We start from the raw sequence: 17,925 nt of genomic DNA on the forward strand, positions 1-17,925 counted from the left end.
CCTTTGCAAAATTGGTGGCCTAAGGAATTCATCGGAACGAGGTCTTGAATCTTCTCCAAGGTCGGCTTAAAAAGCGCCTTCCGCGGCAAACCGACGCGGTTCCAACATTCATTTTTTTGCTTTACATTTTCGACAGACTTCAGCTGTTTTCAGCAGATGAAGTGGGTCGGAAACACCTACGTTATACCCCAGTGGAAAACTTTGCGTCGGGAAACCTGTAACATCCCGAATCTTCTGCGGAATTTATACTTTCCCACACCCCCTGTGCGGCTGTGGAGAAGTAGGAGAAAGGTCGTTGGTATAGGCATGGAGAGCTGGCAAAGAGCTCAGCGGATACTCCGCCAGAACGTTGGTGAAGAGCACTACGATGCTTGGATCAAACCCCTGCGTTTGGGAAGCCTGGTGGCCGGTCGTGCGGTGATCCATGTACCAAGTAAATTTTACCGCGATTGGGTGAGCCGGAACTATCTCGAGCTCCTCCAGGCGTCACTTCGAGAAGGTGACGGGCCGGATCCCGAAATTGTTTTCGAGATCGACGGCGGCAAACAACACGAACTCTTCGCGGCCCGGCAGGCCGATCAACCGGCACCCGCACGCAAGCGTGCGCCCCGATCCCGCGCCCGCCGCGGCAATTTGGTCGAACGCTATACCTTTGAATCGTTTGTCGTCGGGCCGAGTAACCAATTCGCCCATGCGGCCGCGCTCGCTGTCGCCTCCAAACCCGGTGAACTTTATAATCCGCTCTTCATTTATGGATCCGTCGGCATCGGAAAGACTCATTTGGTCAATGCGATCGGGCATCGCGTTCTAGAAAAAAACCCGATGGCCAAAATCGCCTACCTGTCCAGTGAGTCCTTCGTAAATGATCTGATCACTTCGTTGCGACAGGACAAGATGGCAGATTTCAAGACTCGGTTCCGGAAGGTGGACCTCCTGATCCTCGACGACGCCCAGTTCCTGGCGGGCCGCGAGAGGACACAGGAAGAATTCTTCCATACCTTCAATTCCCTGCACGAATCTCATAAACAAATCGTCCTGACATCCGATAAATTCCCCAAGGATATTCCTGACTTGGAAGAACGTCTGCGAAATCGATTCGAATGGGGCCTCACCGCAGATATCCAGGCGCCCGAGATCGAGACCCGAGTCGCCATTGTGCAGGCCAAGGCGATTCAGGCCGGTCTCAAGCTCCCCAACGACGTCGGTGATTTTGTCGCCGAGTGCGTCGGTGACAACGTCCGAGAGATCGAAGGTGCCATCACCCGCCTCGGTGCCATGGCCTCCCTCACGGACCAGACAATCAATCTCGCGTTCGCGCGCGAAGTCCTTTCCCGCCAGACGCGCCGCGCGGTCACGCCGACCAGTATCGCTGAAATTCAGGATGCGGTTGCCAGTCATTTTCGTCTCTCGGTATCCGAAATTTGCTCCAAGAGGCGCACGCAGCATATCGCCCTGGCCCGCCAGATTGCGATGTATCTGGCCCGGGAGATCATCGGAACCTCCTACCCGGCGATCGGCGACGCTTTCGGCGGACGAGACCATTCCACGGTGATTCACGCCTGCGACAAGATTCGCAAGGGAATCCATCGGGATACGGGTTTGAGCCAGACGGTTCAGACGCTCGATCAAGCTGTCCGCCGTCCCGCGACCAACTGATTCCGGATTATCGGCCTTTTGGATGGTGCAGGGGCGATCCCGGGAAGGGCTTCGTGTTATCCCCTATGTGGAAAATCTGTTTGAAAGTTGAGTGCTACCCGGGGAAAGATTCTTCGGTTTGCTTCTGGACGCAATTCCGGGGATTTTCATGAACGGATTATGGACAGCCCTTTCCCCTTGGCAGTCTAGGTGATTCGTTAGTTTTCCACCGAATCCACAGCCTCTACTACTACTAGTTAATTAATTTAGACTCATAAGTAGTTTAGAGGGTGCAGGAGCTGAGGGAGCTTCCGACAAAGGAAATTACAAGATCATGGAATTCACAATCGACAGATCAGATCTCATGCAAAGTCTGGGACTCGCGCAGGGTGTCGTCGAGAGACGCAACACGATGCCGATTTTGGCTAACGTCCTTCTCGAAGCTGAAGGAGACAGCCTCTCGATCTCTGCCACCGACCTTGAGGTTCATTTAAAGCGAACCTGTGGAGCCAAGATCAAGAAGCCGGGATCGGCAACGGTAGGCGCTCGGAAACTTTTCGAGTTGATCCGCGAACTCGGTGCCGGCGAAGTAACAATCCGTTCGCTTGATAATGACTTCGTTGAGGTGACGTCCAATCGGTCGAAAGTAAAATTGGTTGGTCTCGCGCCGGCTGATTTCCCGACATTTCCAACCGGTAGCGCAAAGGGTGGAACCACCATCGAACTCGCCGTTGAGAGCCTTCAGTCGGCCATAGACAGGACTTTATTCGCTGTTTCGACCGACGATACACGATCACATTTAGGAGGCGTTCTCCTGACCCCGATCGATGGAGGATTCCGGTTTGTGGGGACAGACGGGCATCGATTGGCTCTAGCTGATGTCCAAACCGGGAAAAGCGAGAAGGATTCGGTTGAAAAAGGAATTATTCTGCCGCGAAAAGGTCTCGCGGAACTGCGAAAACTTCTCGATGAAGCCGAAGGGAAGGCGAATATTCGCTTGCTTGGAAACGCGATCCGCGTTGAGCAGAGCAACGTGGACCTGGTGATGCGGTTGGTGGACGGAGAATTTCCGAATTACGAACAGGTTGTCCCGGAAAGCACGAAGATATCGGTCGCTGTCGACAAGGGAGAGCTTTTTGCAGCGCTGAAACGCGTATCGGTCGTTGCCAGTGATCGGGCGCGCGGGGTTCGTCTGAATCTGGAAAAGGGAATGATGCAAGTTTCCGCCAGCAGTCCGGATTTCGGCGAGGCCAGTGAAGAACTGGCCGTTGAATACCAGGGAAGTGCTGTCGAGGTCGGTTTCAATGCCCGGTACCTCACAGATGTGCTTGGTGTTCTGGCTGAGGATCAGAGAGTTGTTCTGGGGCTTTCCGATGAAACCAGCGCCGGTGTCATTTCGACCGAAGAAGACGATTCCTACCGTTATGTCGTGATGCCGATGCGTCTCTGATGCTCTGAATTACGCCGGAAAAAGAAGATCCGGGAAGATCGGGGAGGATCCTCGGAGCGGAGCTTTGGAAACCCCGTAAAACCAGGCTCAATTCCCTTTGGATCGGGCTCTTCTTCTGCTAAGATTCGCTATGGAGAAGAACTCTCCAAGTAGCTGATTTTACTATGGAATCTAATCAAGTTGAAGCGAAGCCTGGCACCGAATACGGAGCCGACCAAATTAAAGTCCTGGAAGGGCTGGAAGCTGTGCGAAAGCGCCCCGGAATGTACATCGGGGATACAGCGGAAAGAGGCCTGCACCATCTCGTCTATGAGGTGGTCGACAATTCAGTCGACGAGGCCCTCGCAGGCCATTGCAGCCAGATTCAGGTAACGATCCATAGTGACGGTACGGTGCGCGTTACTGACGATGGACGCGGTATCCCGACAGAGATGCACCCCACGGAGGGTGTCTCGGCAGCAGAAGTCGTCCTGACCAAGCTTCACGCCGGCGGAAAGTTCGAAAAAGACGCCTACAAGGTTTCGGGCGGTCTGCACGGTGTCGGAATATCGGTCGTGAATGCCCTTTCCGAAAGCTTGGAGATGGAAATCAGTCGCGGTGGTAACCTTTACGTCCAACGCTACAGCCGCGGCGCACCTCTCGACAGTTTGACTGAAATCGGCAAGACGCAAAGCCGCGGGACACAGATCACTTTCAAGCCGGATTCTCTGATCTTTCCCTCAACCGAATTCAGTTTCGAGATTCTTTCTCAAAGGTTGCGAGAACTTGCGTTTCTCAATCGTGGTCTGAAGATCCACATCGAAGACAAGCGCTCCGACAAGGAGCATCACTTCCATTACCCGGGCGGGATCGCCTCGTTTGTCGAGCATCTGGGAAAAACCAAAAATACCATCCATCCAGAAGTGATCTTCATTGAAGGAGCTCGCGAGGGCGTCACGATGGAGATCGCCCTCCAATGGAATGAGAGCTACAGCGAGACGATTTTCAGCTTCGCCAACAACATCAATACGCACGAAGGTGGAACCCATCTGTCCGGATTCCGTGCTGCACTCACGCGAACGGTTAATTCTTATGCCTCGAAAAACGGCTTTCTGAAAAAAGAGGGCGATACGCTGGATGGTGAAGATGTCCGCGAGGGGATCACTGCCGTAATCGCAACTAAAATTCCCGAACCGCAGTTTGAAGGGCAAACCAAGACAAAGTTGGGCAATAGCGAGGTCAAGGGTTACGTCGAGTCCCTCATCAATGAAGGTCTGGCAACTTACCTGGAAGAACATCCCTCCGAAGCAAAGAAGATCATTACCAAATGTGTCGAAGCCTCTCGCGTACGTGAAGCTACCCGCAAGGCTAAAGATCTTGCACGCCGAAAGGGCGCTCTCGACTCGGGCGCTCTCCCCGGGAAGCTTGCCGATTGCCAGGAAAAAGACCCTGCGAAGTCCGAGATCTTTATTGTCGAGGGAGAGTCAGCAGGTGGGTCCGCCAAGCAGGGTCGCGAACGAAAGTTCCAGGCGATCTTGCCCCTCAAAGGGAAAATTCTGAACGTCGAGAAAGCACGATTCGATAAAATGCTTTCGTCTCAGGAAATCAAACTCCTGATCACGGCCATGGGAATGGGCATCGGCAGTGAAGAGAAGGATATCGAAAAACTCCGCTATCATCGGCTGATCATCATGACCGACGCCGACGTGGATGGAAGCCATATCCGAACACTGATCCTGACTTTCTTCTATCGCCAATACCCCGAGCTGATCGAGAACGGACACATCCTGATCGCACAACCGCCGTTGTTCAAGGTCAGGAAGGGAAAGAAGGAAATTTATCTCAAGGATGAGGCAGCTCTCGAAGATCATCTGATCCAGATCGGCAGTGATCAGACCGAAGTTGTCGGCACCGGGAGTTCCGTTGCTCTTCAGGGTGAGGCTCTCGCTAACGTGATTCGCCGTCACTCCCATCTCGAGAGAATGATCGAAGTCATCGAGCGCAGTCGTCGCAGCAGAGATGTTGTCGTGGCTGCGTCCCGTGACGATCGGCTTGATGCCGAGGCCTTCGGTGAACCGGATCGGCTGAGAGAAATCGCAGCCAGTCTGCAATCGGAACTTGAGAGTATGGAAAACGTCGAAGAAATTTCCATACAGGTGATCGAGAAGACCCCCGGGGAAATGCCGGTGATTCTTGTCGAGAATATCAACGAACAAAAAATGAAAATCAAGACAGAGTTGTCTCTCGATTTTTGCACCTCGCCCGAATTTATCGAAGTCCGCCGACTGGGACGCGAATTGGCGGATGCGGGTACCGCTCCTTTCGCCATCGTCAACGGTGACGAGCGTATGGAAAAGTCCTCACTCCCGGAAGCAGTCCGGAAGATCATGTCGGACGCTCGAAAGGGTCTCGATATCCAACGCTACAAAGGGTTGGGCGAGATGAACCCGGAGCAACTTTGGGAAACGACAATGGATCCCGAGAAGCGCACGCTGCTCGAAGTCCGGGTCGAGGATGTACCCGAGGCCGATCTCATTTTCTCGACATTGATGGGCGATGCGGTTGAACCACGTAAAGAATTTATCCAGTCTCATGCTTCCAGCGTGAAGAACCTGGACATCTAGGGGAATCTCGATGGCGCAGCGCATACCGGTAAGCATCGAAGACGAAATGCGTCAGTCCTATATGGACTACGCGATGAGCGTGATCATTGGGCGCGCACTGCCCGATGCACGCGATGGACTGAAACCGGTCCATCGACGTGTTCTCTTCGCGATGAACGAACTGGGCGTGCAGTGGAATCGCTCCTATAAAAAGTCCGCGCGAATCGTGGGCGATGTGATCGGCAAATATCACCCCCACGGGGATGCTGCGGCCTACGCAACATTGGTGCGAATGACTCAGGATTTCGCGATGCGTTATCCATTGGTCGATGGTCAGGGAAACTTTGGCTCCGTCGACGGAGACTCGGCAGCAGCCCAGCGTTATACCGAAGCTCGTCTTGAGCGAATCGCAAGTGAAATGCTCGAAGATATCGATCGGGAGACGGTCGATTTCATCGCGAACTACGATGAGAGCGAACATGAGCCAGCGGTTCTCCCGGCAAAAATCCCGAACCTTTTGCTCAACGGCGCCTCGGGGATCGCGGTCGGTATGGCGACCAATATCCCTCCCCATAATCTCAACGAGGTGGTGGATGGATGCGTAGCTCTCCTCGCGCAACCAGAGTTGAGCTCGCTCGATTTGATGGAGTATATTCCGGGCCCGGATTTTCCGACAGGCGGGTTTATCTGTGGGCGCGCGCCCATTCGTGAAGCCTATGCGACCGGCCGAGGAATTCTGCAGGTCCGTGCGAGCGCGGAGATCGAGGAAAACGAGAAGACCGGACGCGAGAAGATCGTCGTCGATGCCATTCCTTATCAGGTGAACAAGGCTCGCCTGATCGAGCGCATCGCCGAACTGGTCAACGACAAGAAGATCGAGGGGATTTCGGACCTTCGTGATGAGTCGGATCGCAGCGGGATGCGGATTGTTGTCGAACTGAAGCGCGACGCGAACTCGCAGGTCGTTCTGAACCAACTCTATCGTCACACTGCGATGCAGGATTCCTTTGGTGTGAATCTTCTTGCGATTGTCGAAGGGCGTCCCAAGCTTCTGAATTTACGAGAGGCACTGGTTGTCTTCCTCGATCACCGGCGTGAAGTCGTTACGCGGCGAACACTTTTTGATTTGCGCAAGGCAGAGGAACGGCTTCATATTCTCGAGGGTCTGAAAATTGCGCTGGATAATCTTGATGCCGTGATTGCCTTGATTCGAGCATCCAAAAGCCCGGTCGAAGCCAAGAACGATCTGATCGGGACCTTCGCTCTTTCCGACCGTCAAGCGCAGGCAATTCTGGATATGCGTCTGCAGCGTTTGACCAACCTCGAACGCGACAAGATTCTCGAAGAGCACCAGGAAATGGTCGAATTGATCGGCCGTCTCAAGCATATCCTCGCAACGCCATCCGAGATCGACGGCATCATTCGCGGCGAGCTCGAAGGCATCAAGGAGCGCTACGGGGACGAACGAAGGTGTACCATCATCGAGGCCGCCGGCGATCTCTCGATGGAAGATCTTACGCCGCGCGAAGACGTGGTCGTGACGGTCTCACACGCAGGCTATGTGAAGCGAATTGAGGCAACAGAGTATCGAGCCCAGAAACGAGGCGGGCGCGGGAAGAAGGGCGCGACCGCGCGAGACGAAGACTTCATCGAGCAGGTTTTTGTTGCCTCGACACATGATATCCTGCTGTTCCTCACCAACTCGGGAAAACTTCATTGGCGCAAGGTGTATGAGATCCCACCCGGAAGTCGAATCGCTCGCGGCAAGGCGATCGTCAATTTGTTGCAGTTGGAGTCTGGCGAGAAGGTCTCGACATTCCTTCCCATTCACGAGTTCAGCGAGGGCCCGCACGTTTTGTTTGCGACTCGAAAAGGGACGGTCAAGAAGACGCCCCTGATGGCTTATTCGAGGCGACGGACAGCCGGCATCATCGCAATCAACCTCGATGAGGACGACGAACTGATTGGTGCGTCCCTGGTCGATCCGGGGCAAGAGGTTCTGCTCTCGAGTCGCAACGGGATGGCTATTCGCTTCCCGCAGGAAGGCGTGCGCTCGATGGGTCGCTCGGCTGGTGGCGTTCGCGGTATTCATCTGAGCACGGGCGACCAGGTGGTCAGTCTCGAGATTCTTGCAGCCGAAGCTCGTCTTCTGACGGTTTCGGAGAAGGGGCAGGGAAAACGCAGCGCTCTGGAGGATTATCGAAGTCAGTCGCGCGGTGGCAAGGGCATCCGCACGATGAAGGTCGGTACCAAGACGGGTGACGTTGTCGCTGTCGTGCAAGTTTCGGACGATGACGAATTGATGCTGGTCACGGATCGTGGCCGCCTGATCCGCCTTCGTGTTGAAGATATTCGTGTGGTCGGAAGAAACACTCAGGGTGTGAAGCTGATTGAAATCGATGATGGCGAGAGGCTGGTAAGTCTCGCACGGGTCGATGACTCGAACGAATCCGAGGAGTCTTCCGAGAGTGGCACGGATGTCGAACCCGGGCCGACGAGCACAGGTCCGTCGACCGAGACATCCGGGGATTAAGTCCTAGCTGCGCAAGGTCGTTCTCTCGGTCATATGTTGGGGCTTGGCAAAGAAGTCGTCAGAGATTTCAGCCATGCTGTCGAGGTCCGGAGCCGAATTGACCCGACGCCAAAATTCGTGGCCGAAGGCGAGCCAACGTCCACCCCAATGAACAAAAAACCTCGATCGCCGACGAGCATCTTCGGGGGAGAAGAACTCCTCGGCGACCTCGCGAAATTTACGAAAGGCCTCGGGGTACTCCGCACCTTCAGCATACCGCCCCTTCGGGGCGCCACCGTCGCGTCCCGGGGGTGGCGCGAACCCTGCCATCTCGCCGATTTGCCATAAAATCCAGGGACGGGCTACCGCTGCGCGGCCGATCATCACGCCATCGCATCCGGTCCGGCGCAAGAGATCGAGAGCGTCATCGGCTGTCTGTACGTCGCCGTTACCGATGACGGGGATTTGCACAGCGTCGCGCACTCGAGCCAGATAGTCCCAACGGGCGAAGCCGCGTCTTTTTTGGGAGGCGATACGTGGATGGACAGTTAGCCACGACGCACCAGCACTCTCGAGCATGCGCGCGAAGTCCAATAGATAATCAGGGTCGTCTTTCAAGCCGGTTCTCAACTTGACGGACACCGGTCTCGTGGAGTGGCGAACGGTGGCGCGAACGACTTCCTCTGCGTATTTTGGGTCGCCCATCAGGGCGACTCCCCAGTTATGCTTCAGTGCCTTGTCCACGGGACAACCCATATTGATATCAATAGCCGCGGGTCGCATGGCCTCGAGTTTCTCGAGCGCGATTTCAATGAAGCGCTCTTCGTTGGCGAGCAACTGAGGAACCAGATTGGTCTCCTCGGCAGTATGGCGAGTTTCGGGTCGATCGCCCACACGCTCGGCTGACAGGCGTCTCGAAGAGAGCATTTCGGTGAACACCAATGATTTGGCGCCTTCAGGAGTATAGGAGCGCAGGGTCTCACGAAGCGCAACATGAGAAAGCCCAACCATCGGGGCGAGAAAGAAGGGAAAGTTGACCTGAATTCCCGAGTTCTCAAGCGCAGCCCAGCGTTCGCGCGGAAAGAGCGTCATTGGATCAAGTGTCGCGATCGCGGGCTACAGGCGCAAGACCTCGGTTGAAGCGGCTGCTTCGGTGGTGCAAGATGGCGGAGGTTCTTTGCAGAGACTCCAAGGAGGGAAAAGATCTTGCGAGTGATCCCGGTCCCCGTTCTTCAAGACAATTATAGCTACCTCATCGTTCCACCGGACGAACCGATCGCGGCGGTGGTCGACTGTGTTGAAGTTGCACCGGTCGTGGAGGCCGCCAGGGAGATCGGCGTCGAGATCACCGCCATCCTGTCGACGCACCATCACTGGGATCACGTAGGCGGTAACGCGGAGCTTGCCGAGGCGCGGAGTGTCGAGGTTTACGGTAGCGCCGACGATGCGGACCGTATCCCGGCAATTACGCATCAAGTTCGGGAGGGCGACCAGCTGCATATCGGTTCGCTGACGGCCGAGATTCTCTTGATACCGGCACATACCAGCGGGCATATCGCTTATTATTTTCCACAGGAGAGAACCGTGTTTACCGGCGATACGCTCTTCGCAGGGGGTTGTGGACGCTTGTTCGAGGGGGACGCCGGGCAGATGATGCGATCGCTCGAGAAGCTGAATCAGCTGCCGTCGGACACCAAGGTTTATTGTGGTCACGAATATACGATCCGAAATCTGGAGTTTGCCGAGACACTGGAACCGCGCAGCAAGGCAATCCAGGATAAACTTGTGTGGTCGCGAGCCCGCCGCCGGGAGGGGCAACCAACCGTACCGACCACCTTGGCCTCGGAGCGTGAGACGAACCCTTTTTTGCGCACAGGGAGTCCGGAACTACGCGCGACTCTCGAACGCCTTTTTCCCGATACCGAGGATCAGGATGAGACGCGCTTTGCACAAGCTCGACTTCTGAAAGACGAGTTCTGAGCGGGTCGGGCCAATCGGTCAAGAACTTCCGCGGAGAATCTCTTCCAGAGTCTCGGCTTGGGCAATAGGTGCTGAGCAGGTCTGATTCTGGCAGACGTAGGCAACGGGGGCCTCGGAAAGTTTTCCGCGAAGAATTTCAACAGGCTCACCTTCCGTTTTCTCCTGGCGGGCAACAATCACAACCTCGCCAGGTTGGGAGTGGGTAAAAGCAGCAAGGCGAAGATCTCTGGTTTCGTCGCGTTCGCCAACAATGACGATTTCTCTTGGTGCTTCGAGTTGGTCCTCGAGGACATTGATCATGGCTGCTGTTCCGAAGGGCTGTTTCTCCATCGGGTAGCCATGCGCTTCGAGGGTTTTTTGAGCCGCGTCCGTATATCGGCTGGAGCCGGTGAACCTTCCCAAACGCAAAAGAACTTCGGCCGCGACGGCGTTTCCGGAGGGCAGGGATCCGTCGAGGAACGATTTCGAACGATCGACGAGAACCTCATGGCGGGTGCCGGTGAGAAAGAAACCGCCATTTTCATCGTCCGGGAATTCCGAAAGTATCTCGTCAGCCAGCTTGCCCGCCTGGGTGATAAATCGAGAGGCACCCGTAGCTTGCCACAGGTCCAGGTTTGCGGCTGCCAGGTATGCGTAATCGTCGAGACACGCTTGGTGGCGCGCCAGGCCCTTCATCCAGGACCGCAGCAAACCGTCGGGTTGTCGCATTGCTTCATTGATGAAGTCGGCGCAGCCAATCGCTGTCTCCAACCACTCCTCGCGGTCGAAAATATTTGCGGCGTGAACAAATGCGCGGATGGTGAGAGCGTTCCACGAGGTCAGAACCTTTTCGTCTCGTCCCGGTTGCACTCGCCGTTCGCGAGTTTCGAGGAGGCTTTCGTCGGCGAGTCGGACTGATTCATGAACTTGATCCTGAGTCCGCCCGAAACCCTCGGCCAAAGCGCTGGCGCTTTCGCCGCGGTGGAGGATATTGCGCCGGATCGGGTCGTCAGGCTCGGCGAAATTCCCGGCCTCGGTGACGCCATAATATCGGCAGAGCAGTTCGGCGTCCTTGTCACCAACGACCTTCCGGAACTCCTCGGCCTCCCAGAGGTAGGTCATTCCCTCGGCACCTTCGGTATCCGCGTCCTGCGTCGAATAGAAACCGCCGGCCGGATCTCTCATTTCCCGCTCGAGATAGTCAAGGGTCTCATGCACGACGCGGGAGTATTCGGCTGATTGTGTCAGTCGGTAGCCATCAGCGTATAACGGGATGAGTTGCGCGTTATCGTAAAGCATTTTTTCAAAATGGGGAACGAGCCATCGGGCGTCCACTGAGTAGCGATGGAAGCCTCCACCGATCTGGTCATAGAGGCCACCTTTGCTCATCGCATCCAAAGCCTGAAGGAATGCTTCCCGAAAGCGCTCGCGCCCGCTGGCATGGTATCGGCGATGCAATAACTGGAGTGCGGGAACATTCGGGAACTTTGGTTTGTCTCCGAAGCCACCGTTCTCATCATCGATTTGCCCGAGGAGTTTTTCACCGGCTCGAGCGACCGTATCGGTATGTAGGGCGTCTGGTGCCGGCGGAATTGCCCTGAGTTGGGCAAACCCGTCAATGACTTTTCCGGCAGACTCTTCGATTTCGTCACGACTCTCTGCCCACGCCTTGGCAAGGGTCTCCAGGACTCGAGCGAAACCGGGCCGTCCGTAACGATCCTCCGGGGGAAAGTAGGTTCCCGTGTAGAAAGGTCGCCCGTTGGTGTCGAGGAATGCTGTGAGAGGCCAGCCTCCCGAGCCAGTCATCATCTGGAGAGCATTCATGTAGACGGCGTCGACGTCGGGGCGTTCCTCGCGGTCCACTTTGATGTTCACAAAGTGGGCGTTCATCAAGGCGGCGATTGCCTCGTTCTCAAACGATTCCCGCTCCATCACGTGGCACCAATGGCAGGCGGAATAGCCAACCGAGAGCAGAATGGGGCGGTCTTCGCGTCGGGCGAGGCTGAGAGCCTCGTCGCCCCATGGGTACCAGTCGACGGGGTTTCCCGCGTGCTGGAGAAGGTAGGGGCTTTGCTCCCGAGAGAGTCTGTTTCCGCTCGTATCCATCAGCGAAGGATACTGGACGGGGCGCCGAGAACCTAAATTCGGATTCAGGTTCTCGCGGCGGCATTCGGTGGAAGGAATATTTAGTTGGGTGAATGTTCCGTTGTTAGCGTTCGTCGCCGGTACTTTCGGAACGCTCCGGCGAGGCCTGTTCAGGCCTCCGTGGAGTGTTCGAGCGTGGCAGAGAGGACGAGCGCGTTGAAAAGAGATTCCCAGTCGCCGGAAGAGGCATATTCTTCGAGTTCTTCCTCGGACCACCCGAAGGGGATTTCCGCATTTTCCCACAACTCGACGGGTTCGCCCGAGACGTAGTAGAATTTGCGATCCTTGCGGGCCGACGAAAGGAGAGCCTGAAGATTCGGCGATAATTTACGGTTTTCAGGCGTACGCATGAGCTTGCTCCATGGGTTGGGCCTGTATTTCCGACCGGATCTCGACCTGACCGCTTTTGATCAGGTGAATGACGGTCGCGATGAGTTCGCTCTCTGTCTGAGCGAATTCGGATACGATCTCCACGAGATCGACGAGTGTGACGTATGGTTTCATGATTTTCTCCTTGCGCTGTTGCAAGAAGTTAATTGCAAGCCTCATGCCATTTGCGGCTGCTGGGGAGCGTCAGGCATGGCTATCCATAAGGCACGAAAAAAACTAAGGATTCTGGAAATGGACGAAACCAATATCAGAACGCATGTCGCGTGCGGTACAAAAATGGCGTTCGAGAAGTGACACTTGTGTACATTTGCACATAGGGGAATACCCCTATTCAGGGTCTGGCGGAGCATCGGTTCCGGTGGGAATTTCCCCAGCGACTGGTAGGTTCCCTGCATCCCTCTGACCGACAGGAGTGCTCATTGGAAACACCGCAGACACCACTTTTCGACCAATATCGCGTGATCGACATCGATACGCATGTGACCGAGCCGCCCGATGTCTGGGAGGGGCGCGTGGCCAAGCGTTGGGGGAATCGCGTTCCTCATATTCAACGGGTGGGTGACCTGGATTTATGGATGATCGGCGATCAGCCAATCGGGATGCCCGGTGCCTACTCGGCTGCCGGGTATCACGGGACTTTTCCGGACTTTCGGAAAACTTACGATGATATTCCGAACTCCATGTACGAAGCTTCGGCGCGTCTGGCGTTTTTGGATGAGGAAAAGATTCAGGCCTGCGTCCTCTATCCCAATGTCGGCGGTTTCGGGATGGGTGGTTTCCTCAAGATGGGGGAACCCGAGTTGATGCTGGATTGCGTTCGCGCCTATAACGATTGGCTGCTGGAGTGGTGCTCTGCGGATGGTTCCCGACTGGTCCCGGTTATGGCGAGCCCTTTCTGGGATGTTCCGGAAGCTGTTCGGGAGATCCAGAGGTGCGCTCTCCTCGGGTACCGCGCGGTTTTGATGTGTAACCAGCCTCAGGATCATGGCCAGCCGCTTTTGCGCGACAGGCATTGGGATCCAATCTGGGCGGCGGCCGAAGAAGCCGGGATGTCGATCAGTTTCCATGTCGGCGGTGGTGATATCTCCGATGTCTCAAACGATGTCGCCGGGATCGGCGCCAAGACCAATTTCGCGCGCGCGTCCGCAATGGCATTTCTGGACAACGGTCGTTGTCTCGCGGATATCATCATGGGTGGGATTCCCCATCGTTTTCCCCGACTGAAAATGGTTTCGGTGGAAAGCGGTGTGAGTTGGTTGCCCTTTGTCATCGAAGCTCTGGATTGGCAGTGGAAAAATAACGGGGTCGCCAAAGAGCACCCGGAATACGACCTTCTGCCAAGCGAATATTTCCGGCGCCAGATTTACGGCAGCTTCTGGTTCGAGGAGCGCGGGATCGCGACAGCCTTGGAAATGTTTCCGGACAATATCCTGTATGAAACCGATTTCCCCCACCCCACCTGTCAGGCACCCGGTCCGGCCAGCGCCGGCACCCACCCCCACCTCTATGCCAGTCGCGTTCTCGCGGATATTCCGTCCCCGACCGTGAGCAAAGTCCTGCACGATACGGCGGCTGAGCTTTACGGGCTTGCCTGAGATGCCGTTCGATAGTCTAGCCAAATTCCGAGTCATTGATTTCTCATCCAATATCGCTGGACCGTATGCCACAAAACTTTTTGCCGATGCGGGTGCGGATGTCATCAAGGTCGAGACTGCGTCTGGCGATCCGCTTCGCCGTTGGTCGTCGACCGGCGGTGATCTGGCAGGGCGCGACAGCGCGCTTTTTCGCTTCCTGAATGCATCCAAACGTTCGGTGGATGATGCGCCAACGACCGTTGACGAGTTGATTGCTTCTGCGGACCTCGTCGTCGAGGACCAGGTGGAGAGCTTTGGTTTTGATCGTGCGGGACTTTGCGCGCGCCATCCGCAACTAGTCATCCTCTCGATTTCACCTTTTGGTTTGACCGGACCTCTGGCCGAGCGAGCGAGTACGGAATTCACAATTCAGGCGGAAGCTGGCAGCCTGGCGATTCGTGGCTTGCCCGGAGCGGAGCCTTACCAGGCGGGCGCACGAACGACTGAGTGGATGGGGGGCACCTTCGCCGGCGTTGCCGCTTTGGGTGCACTGCGCCGCGCTCGGAGGACCGGTCTTGGCGAGCATATCGACTTCTCTTTGCAGGAAGTCATGGCTCTCGCTTCGACGACCTATCTGGATTTGATGTGGGGCCTCCTCGGGCGACCACCTGTCACCGGTTCGGTGCAGAATGTAGAAACGCCATCCATCCACCGCACCCGGGATGGCTTCGTTGGTTTCAATACGAATACCCAACAGCAGATTCAGGACTTTCTCGTGATGATCGAACGAGCGGATTTGATGGCGACGGGTGAATTCAACCAGGTGCCGGATCGCATGGCGCGGCTGGAGGAGTGGGAAGGTATCGTGAATGCCTGGACCGCGACCAGAGACACGGCCGAGATTGTCGAATTGGCTTCGGCCTTGCGGGTGCCGGTAGCACCCGTAGCCAATGGCAAGACCGTGCTCGAGCACGAGCATCTCGTGGCGCGCGGAATCTATACAGAAGATCCGTCGGGAGGGTTTCTTCGGCCGAGGCCGCCATACCGCGTCGACGGTGAAGAATTGCCGCCCGCACGGCCGGCACCGCGTCTTCACGAACACTCCGGCAAGATCGACGCGCGCATGCCCAAAAGGTCCGACGGTCAGGCAGTGGATGATCTTCCCTTGCGGGGGGTTCGCGTGCTCGATGTCTCCAACTGGTGGGCAGGCCCCTCGGCCAGCCATTTCCTTGGTTGCCTTGGTGCCGAGGTGATTCATGTCGAATCGACTCGCAAGCCGGATGGTGCGCGAATGATCGGTGGGATGTTTGCCGGACAACATGAGAAGTGGTGGGAGTGCAGCACCTTCTTCCTGTCGGCCAATACGAACAAGCAGGATCTTGCGTTGAACTTGAACGAGCCCCGTGGGCGCGAGATCTTTGGCGCATTGGTCGGCGAAGCGGACATCCTCCTCGAGAATTACAGTCCCCGCGTGATGGACGGTTTTGGTTTCTCTCGGGGAGAGGTCGCGGAGCTCAACCCGAGTTGTATTTACGCGCGAATGCCGGCGTTTGGTCTCGATGGTCCGTGGCGGGACCATGTGGGTTTTGCCCAGACGATGGAGCAGTTGGCGGGGTTGGCGTGGCTGACGGGTCATCAGGAGGATCAGCCCCGTATCCAGCGCGGACCTTGCGATCCGCTGGCTGGCGTTCACGCGGCGTTTGCGATTCTGGCGGCTTTGGAACGTCGCTCCGACACGGGGAGAGGCGCGTTTCTGGAGTGCGCGATGATCGAGGGTGCCCTGAATGTGGCTGCCGAGCAGGTGATCGAGTTCACGGCTTATGGAAACTTGATGGAACGTCAGGGCAACCAAACGGCGGAGGCAGCACCACAAGGCCTTTTCCGAACTCTTGAAGAAGAAGGTGCGACAGCCCCGAGTTGGATGGCGCTATCGATCGAAACAGTGGCGCAATGGGACGCGTTGCTCGATTTGCTTGGTGATTCGCGTTTGTCGCGCGGTTGGAAAGGGGCCGATCTGCCGCGCCGGAAGGCCGACGAGAAGGCGCTGGTGGGGTTGCTCGCGGATTTATTTGCCGAGCGCGACCGAGAATCGCTGGTGGAGCAATTACAGCAAGCAGGTGTCCCGGCTGCGGTGCCGGCAGATCCGAGATGCTTGTCTTCCCATCCGCAATTTATGCATCGCGGCACCTATGAGGAACTCGTTCATTCCGTTGTAGGGCAACAGAAATTTATCGGAATGCCGTTTCGTTTCGCCGGCGTCGAGCGTTGGCTGCGTGAACCTGCGCCCTTGTTGGGCGAGCATAATGAGTTGATTTTAAAAGATCTCGGCAGGAGCTCCGAGGAAATAGACGAGCTGGCGGCAAGTGGCGTGATCGGCAATTTGCCAGACGGTCTCTAGACCGCAGACGAGAAAAAGGGGGCCACGCCCTGAGGCGGGGCCCCCCGATCGATCACCCTCAGGAGAGTTCTTTGCTCGAATAACCGAGGATGCGTCTGGCAACGATCAGCATATTGATCTGCTGCGTGCCCTCAAAGATATCGTTGATTTTTGCGTCTCGCATCCATTTCTCGAGAAGCAGTTCTCTCGAGTACCCCTGCGGTCCGAGAAATTCGACCGCTTTTTGTGTGGCGCGAGTCACAGCCAGGCCCGCCTTGGCCTTGGACATGGAAGCTTCCAGACTGTTTCTTTTGCCACGGTCCATCATCCAGGCTGCGCGCCAGGTGAGGAGGCGTGCCGCATGAAGGTCGCTTTCGGCCTGCATGAAATCAGATTCCAGAACAGTCAATTGCGAGTCGGCCAGACCATAACGGATCTTGACGCCCCGCTTTTCGAGTTCTTCGCGCGCCATATCCAACGCGGCCTGCCCGATTCCCAGAGCACTCGCAGCGACTAGAGGTCGAGTGGCATCGAAGGTGGCCATCGCCCCCTTGAAGCCTTCGGTGGTCTTGGCGACCGCGGGATCACCAAGGACGTTGTCCGCCGGTATTCGACAGTCCTCGAAAACAATCATTGCGGTATCCGATGCACGGATCCCCATCTTGTCCTCGATCTTGATGACCTTCATGCCCGGTGTGTTGTTTTCGACGACAAACGATTTGATCCCGGCGCGGCCGGCTGTCTTGTCGACGGTCGCCCATACCACGACAAAGCCGTCAGATTTTTCACCGGCCATCAGTCCGGCGGTGCAATAGATCTTGGTACCGTTGATGATCCACTCGTCGCCCTCTCGGGTGGCGGTGGTGCGCAGAGCAGCCGAATCAGAACCGCAATGTGGCTCCGTAATGGCCATGGCCGCCCATTTGGGATCGCCACCGCTGAAGCGAGCGAGGAAACGTTTTTTCTGCTCGGGAGTACCGGCGGCTGCGACGGCTGCGCCCCCGAGGCCGGGATTTGGCACCGAGAGGTAGAGCCCGGCGTCACCCCAGGAAAGTTCTTCTACGGTAATACAGGCAGCGACGTTGCTTTCCTTGGGTCCACTTTTGGCATCGCCGGAATCATCGATTCCCATCGGCTTGCCCCCGCTAACTTGCCACATGAATTTCCAGAATTCCTCCGGCATGGCGTGCTCGTTTTCATCGTACTCACGGGAAATCGGGCGCATGGCATCGACAGCGACGCTGTGAATCAGTTCTTTTGAAGCTTTGACTTTATCGGAGTGTTGAAAGCTGATCATGAGA

Annotated in this window: 12 protein-coding genes; 8 read left to right on the forward strand and 4 right to left on the reverse strand. The window is 56.4% G+C overall.

Going from position 1 to position 17,925, the window contains the following annotated elements; translation table 11 throughout:
* Positions 1-306: 306 nt before the first annotated feature.
* The 4 genes from dnaA to gyrA all read left to right on the forward strand — a co-directional run bounded on the left by dnaA (position 307) and on the right by gyrA (position 8,200).
* Positions 307-1,656 (forward strand): chromosomal replication initiator protein DnaA, encoded by a 1,350-nt coding sequence (dnaA, locus tag P8K07_13125; protein ID MDG1959458.1) that lies wholly within the window; start codon positions 307-309, stop codon positions 1,654-1,656.
* Between the two features lie 313 nt (positions 1,657-1,969).
* On the forward strand, positions 1,970-3,085 hold the full coding sequence (gene dnaN, locus P8K07_13130) for a DNA polymerase III subunit beta (GenBank protein MDG1959459.1): 1,116 nt from the start codon (positions 1,970-1,972) through the stop codon (positions 3,083-3,085).
* A 164-nt stretch (positions 3,086-3,249) separates the two neighbouring features.
* The gene (gyrB, locus tag P8K07_13135) at positions 3,250-5,688 is read left to right on the forward strand and encodes a DNA topoisomerase (ATP-hydrolyzing) subunit B (protein ID MDG1959460.1); all 2,439 of its coding nucleotides are present in this window, start codon (positions 3,250-3,252) and stop codon (positions 5,686-5,688) included.
* 10 nt (positions 5,689-5,698) lie between these two features.
* Positions 5,699-8,200, forward strand: coding sequence for a DNA gyrase subunit A (gene gyrA, locus P8K07_13140; protein ID MDG1959461.1), 2,502 nt, complete (start codon positions 5,699-5,701; stop codon positions 8,198-8,200).
* Between the two features lie 3 nt (positions 8,201-8,203).
* On the opposite strand, the gene P8K07_13145 is transcribed toward gyrA, so the two are convergent.
* Positions 8,204-9,271 carry a tRNA-dihydrouridine synthase family protein gene (locus tag P8K07_13145; protein ID MDG1959462.1) on the reverse strand — a complete coding sequence of 356 codons (1,068 nt, stop codon included), beginning with the start codon at positions 9,269-9,271 and terminating at the stop codon, positions 8,204-8,206.
* A gap of 120 nt (positions 9,272-9,391) precedes the next feature.
* On the opposite strand from P8K07_13145, the gene gloB reads away from it, so the two are divergent.
* Positions 9,392-10,159 (forward strand): hydroxyacylglutathione hydrolase, encoded by a 768-nt coding sequence (gene gloB, locus P8K07_13150; GenBank protein ID MDG1959463.1) that lies wholly within the window; start codon positions 9,392-9,394, stop codon positions 10,157-10,159.
* Positions 10,160-10,177: 18 nt separating this feature from the next.
* Here gloB and P8K07_13155 read toward each other — a convergent pair whose 3' ends face one another.
* Positions 10,178-12,244, reverse strand: a complete 2,067-nt coding sequence (locus tag P8K07_13155; GenBank protein MDG1959464.1) for a thioredoxin domain-containing protein — start codon at positions 12,242-12,244, stop codon at positions 10,178-10,180.
* Between the two features lie 149 nt (positions 12,245-12,393).
* Positions 12,394-12,633 (reverse strand): hypothetical protein, encoded by a 240-nt coding sequence (locus tag P8K07_13160; protein MDG1959465.1) that lies wholly within the window; start codon positions 12,631-12,633, stop codon positions 12,394-12,396.
* On the opposite strand from P8K07_13160, the gene P8K07_13165 reads away from it, so the two are divergent.
* The 3 genes from P8K07_13165 to P8K07_13175 all read left to right on the forward strand — a co-directional run bounded on the left by P8K07_13165 (position 12,632) and on the right by P8K07_13175 (position 16,645).
* Positions 12,632-12,967 carry a hypothetical protein gene (locus tag P8K07_13165; GenBank protein MDG1959466.1) on the forward strand — a complete coding sequence of 112 codons (336 nt, stop codon included), beginning with the start codon at positions 12,632-12,634 and terminating at the stop codon, positions 12,965-12,967. The genes P8K07_13160 and P8K07_13165 overlap by 2 nt on opposite strands.
* Positions 12,968-13,092: 125 nt before the next feature.
* The gene (locus tag P8K07_13170; GenBank protein MDG1959467.1) at positions 13,093-14,268 is read left to right on the forward strand and encodes an amidohydrolase family protein; all 1,176 of its coding nucleotides are present in this window, start codon (positions 13,093-13,095) and stop codon (positions 14,266-14,268) included.
* Position 14,269: 1 nt separating this feature from the next.
* Entirely contained in the window at positions 14,270-16,645 is a 2,376-nt protein-coding gene (locus P8K07_13175; GenBank protein ID MDG1959468.1) for a CoA transferase, read from the forward strand.
* Positions 16,646-16,703: 58 nt separating this feature from the next.
* On the opposite strand, the gene P8K07_13180 is transcribed toward P8K07_13175, so the two are convergent.
* Positions 16,704-17,921 (reverse strand): acyl-CoA dehydrogenase family protein, encoded by a 1,218-nt coding sequence (locus P8K07_13180; protein MDG1959469.1) that lies wholly within the window; start codon positions 17,919-17,921, stop codon positions 16,704-16,706.
* Positions 17,922-17,925 lie beyond the last annotated feature (4 nt).

Source organism: Candidatus Binatia bacterium, from assembly GCA_029248525.1.
Lineage (GTDB): Bacteria > Desulfobacterota > Binatia > UBA12015 > UBA12015 > UBA12015.

Excerpts from the sequence above, each read along its gene's own strand:
- dnaA (MDG1959458.1), top strand. The coding sequence starts at position 307 with ATGGAGAGCTGGCAAAGAGCTCAGCGGATACTCCGCCAGAACGTTGGT.
- dnaN (MDG1959459.1), top strand. The coding sequence starts at position 1,970 with ATGGAATTCACAATCGACAGATCAGATCTCATGCAAAGTCTGGGACTC.
- gyrB (MDG1959460.1), top strand. The coding sequence starts at position 3,250 with ATGGAATCTAATCAAGTTGAAGCGAAGCCTGGCACCGAATACGGAGCC.
- gyrA (MDG1959461.1), top strand. The coding sequence starts at position 5,699 with ATGGCGCAGCGCATACCGGTAAGCATCGAAGACGAAATGCGTCAGTCC.
- P8K07_13145 (MDG1959462.1), bottom strand. The coding sequence starts at position 9,271 with ATGACGCTCTTTCCGCGCGAACGCTGGGCTGCGCTTGAGAACTCGGGA.
- P8K07_13155 (MDG1959464.1), bottom strand. The coding sequence starts at position 12,244 with ATGGATACGAGCGGAAACAGACTCTCTCGGGAGCAAAGCCCCTACCTT.
- P8K07_13165 (MDG1959466.1), top strand. The coding sequence starts at position 12,632 with ATGAGCTTGCTCCATGGGTTGGGCCTGTATTTCCGACCGGATCTCGAC.
- P8K07_13160 (MDG1959465.1), bottom strand. The coding sequence starts at position 12,633 with ATGCGTACGCCTGAAAACCGTAAATTATCGCCGAATCTTCAGGCTCTC.
- P8K07_13175 (MDG1959468.1), top strand. The coding sequence starts at position 14,270 with ATGCCGTTCGATAGTCTAGCCAAATTCCGAGTCATTGATTTCTCATCC.
- P8K07_13180 (MDG1959469.1), bottom strand. The coding sequence starts at position 17,921 with ATGATCAGCTTTCAACACTCCGATAAAGTCAAAGCTTCAAAAGAACTG.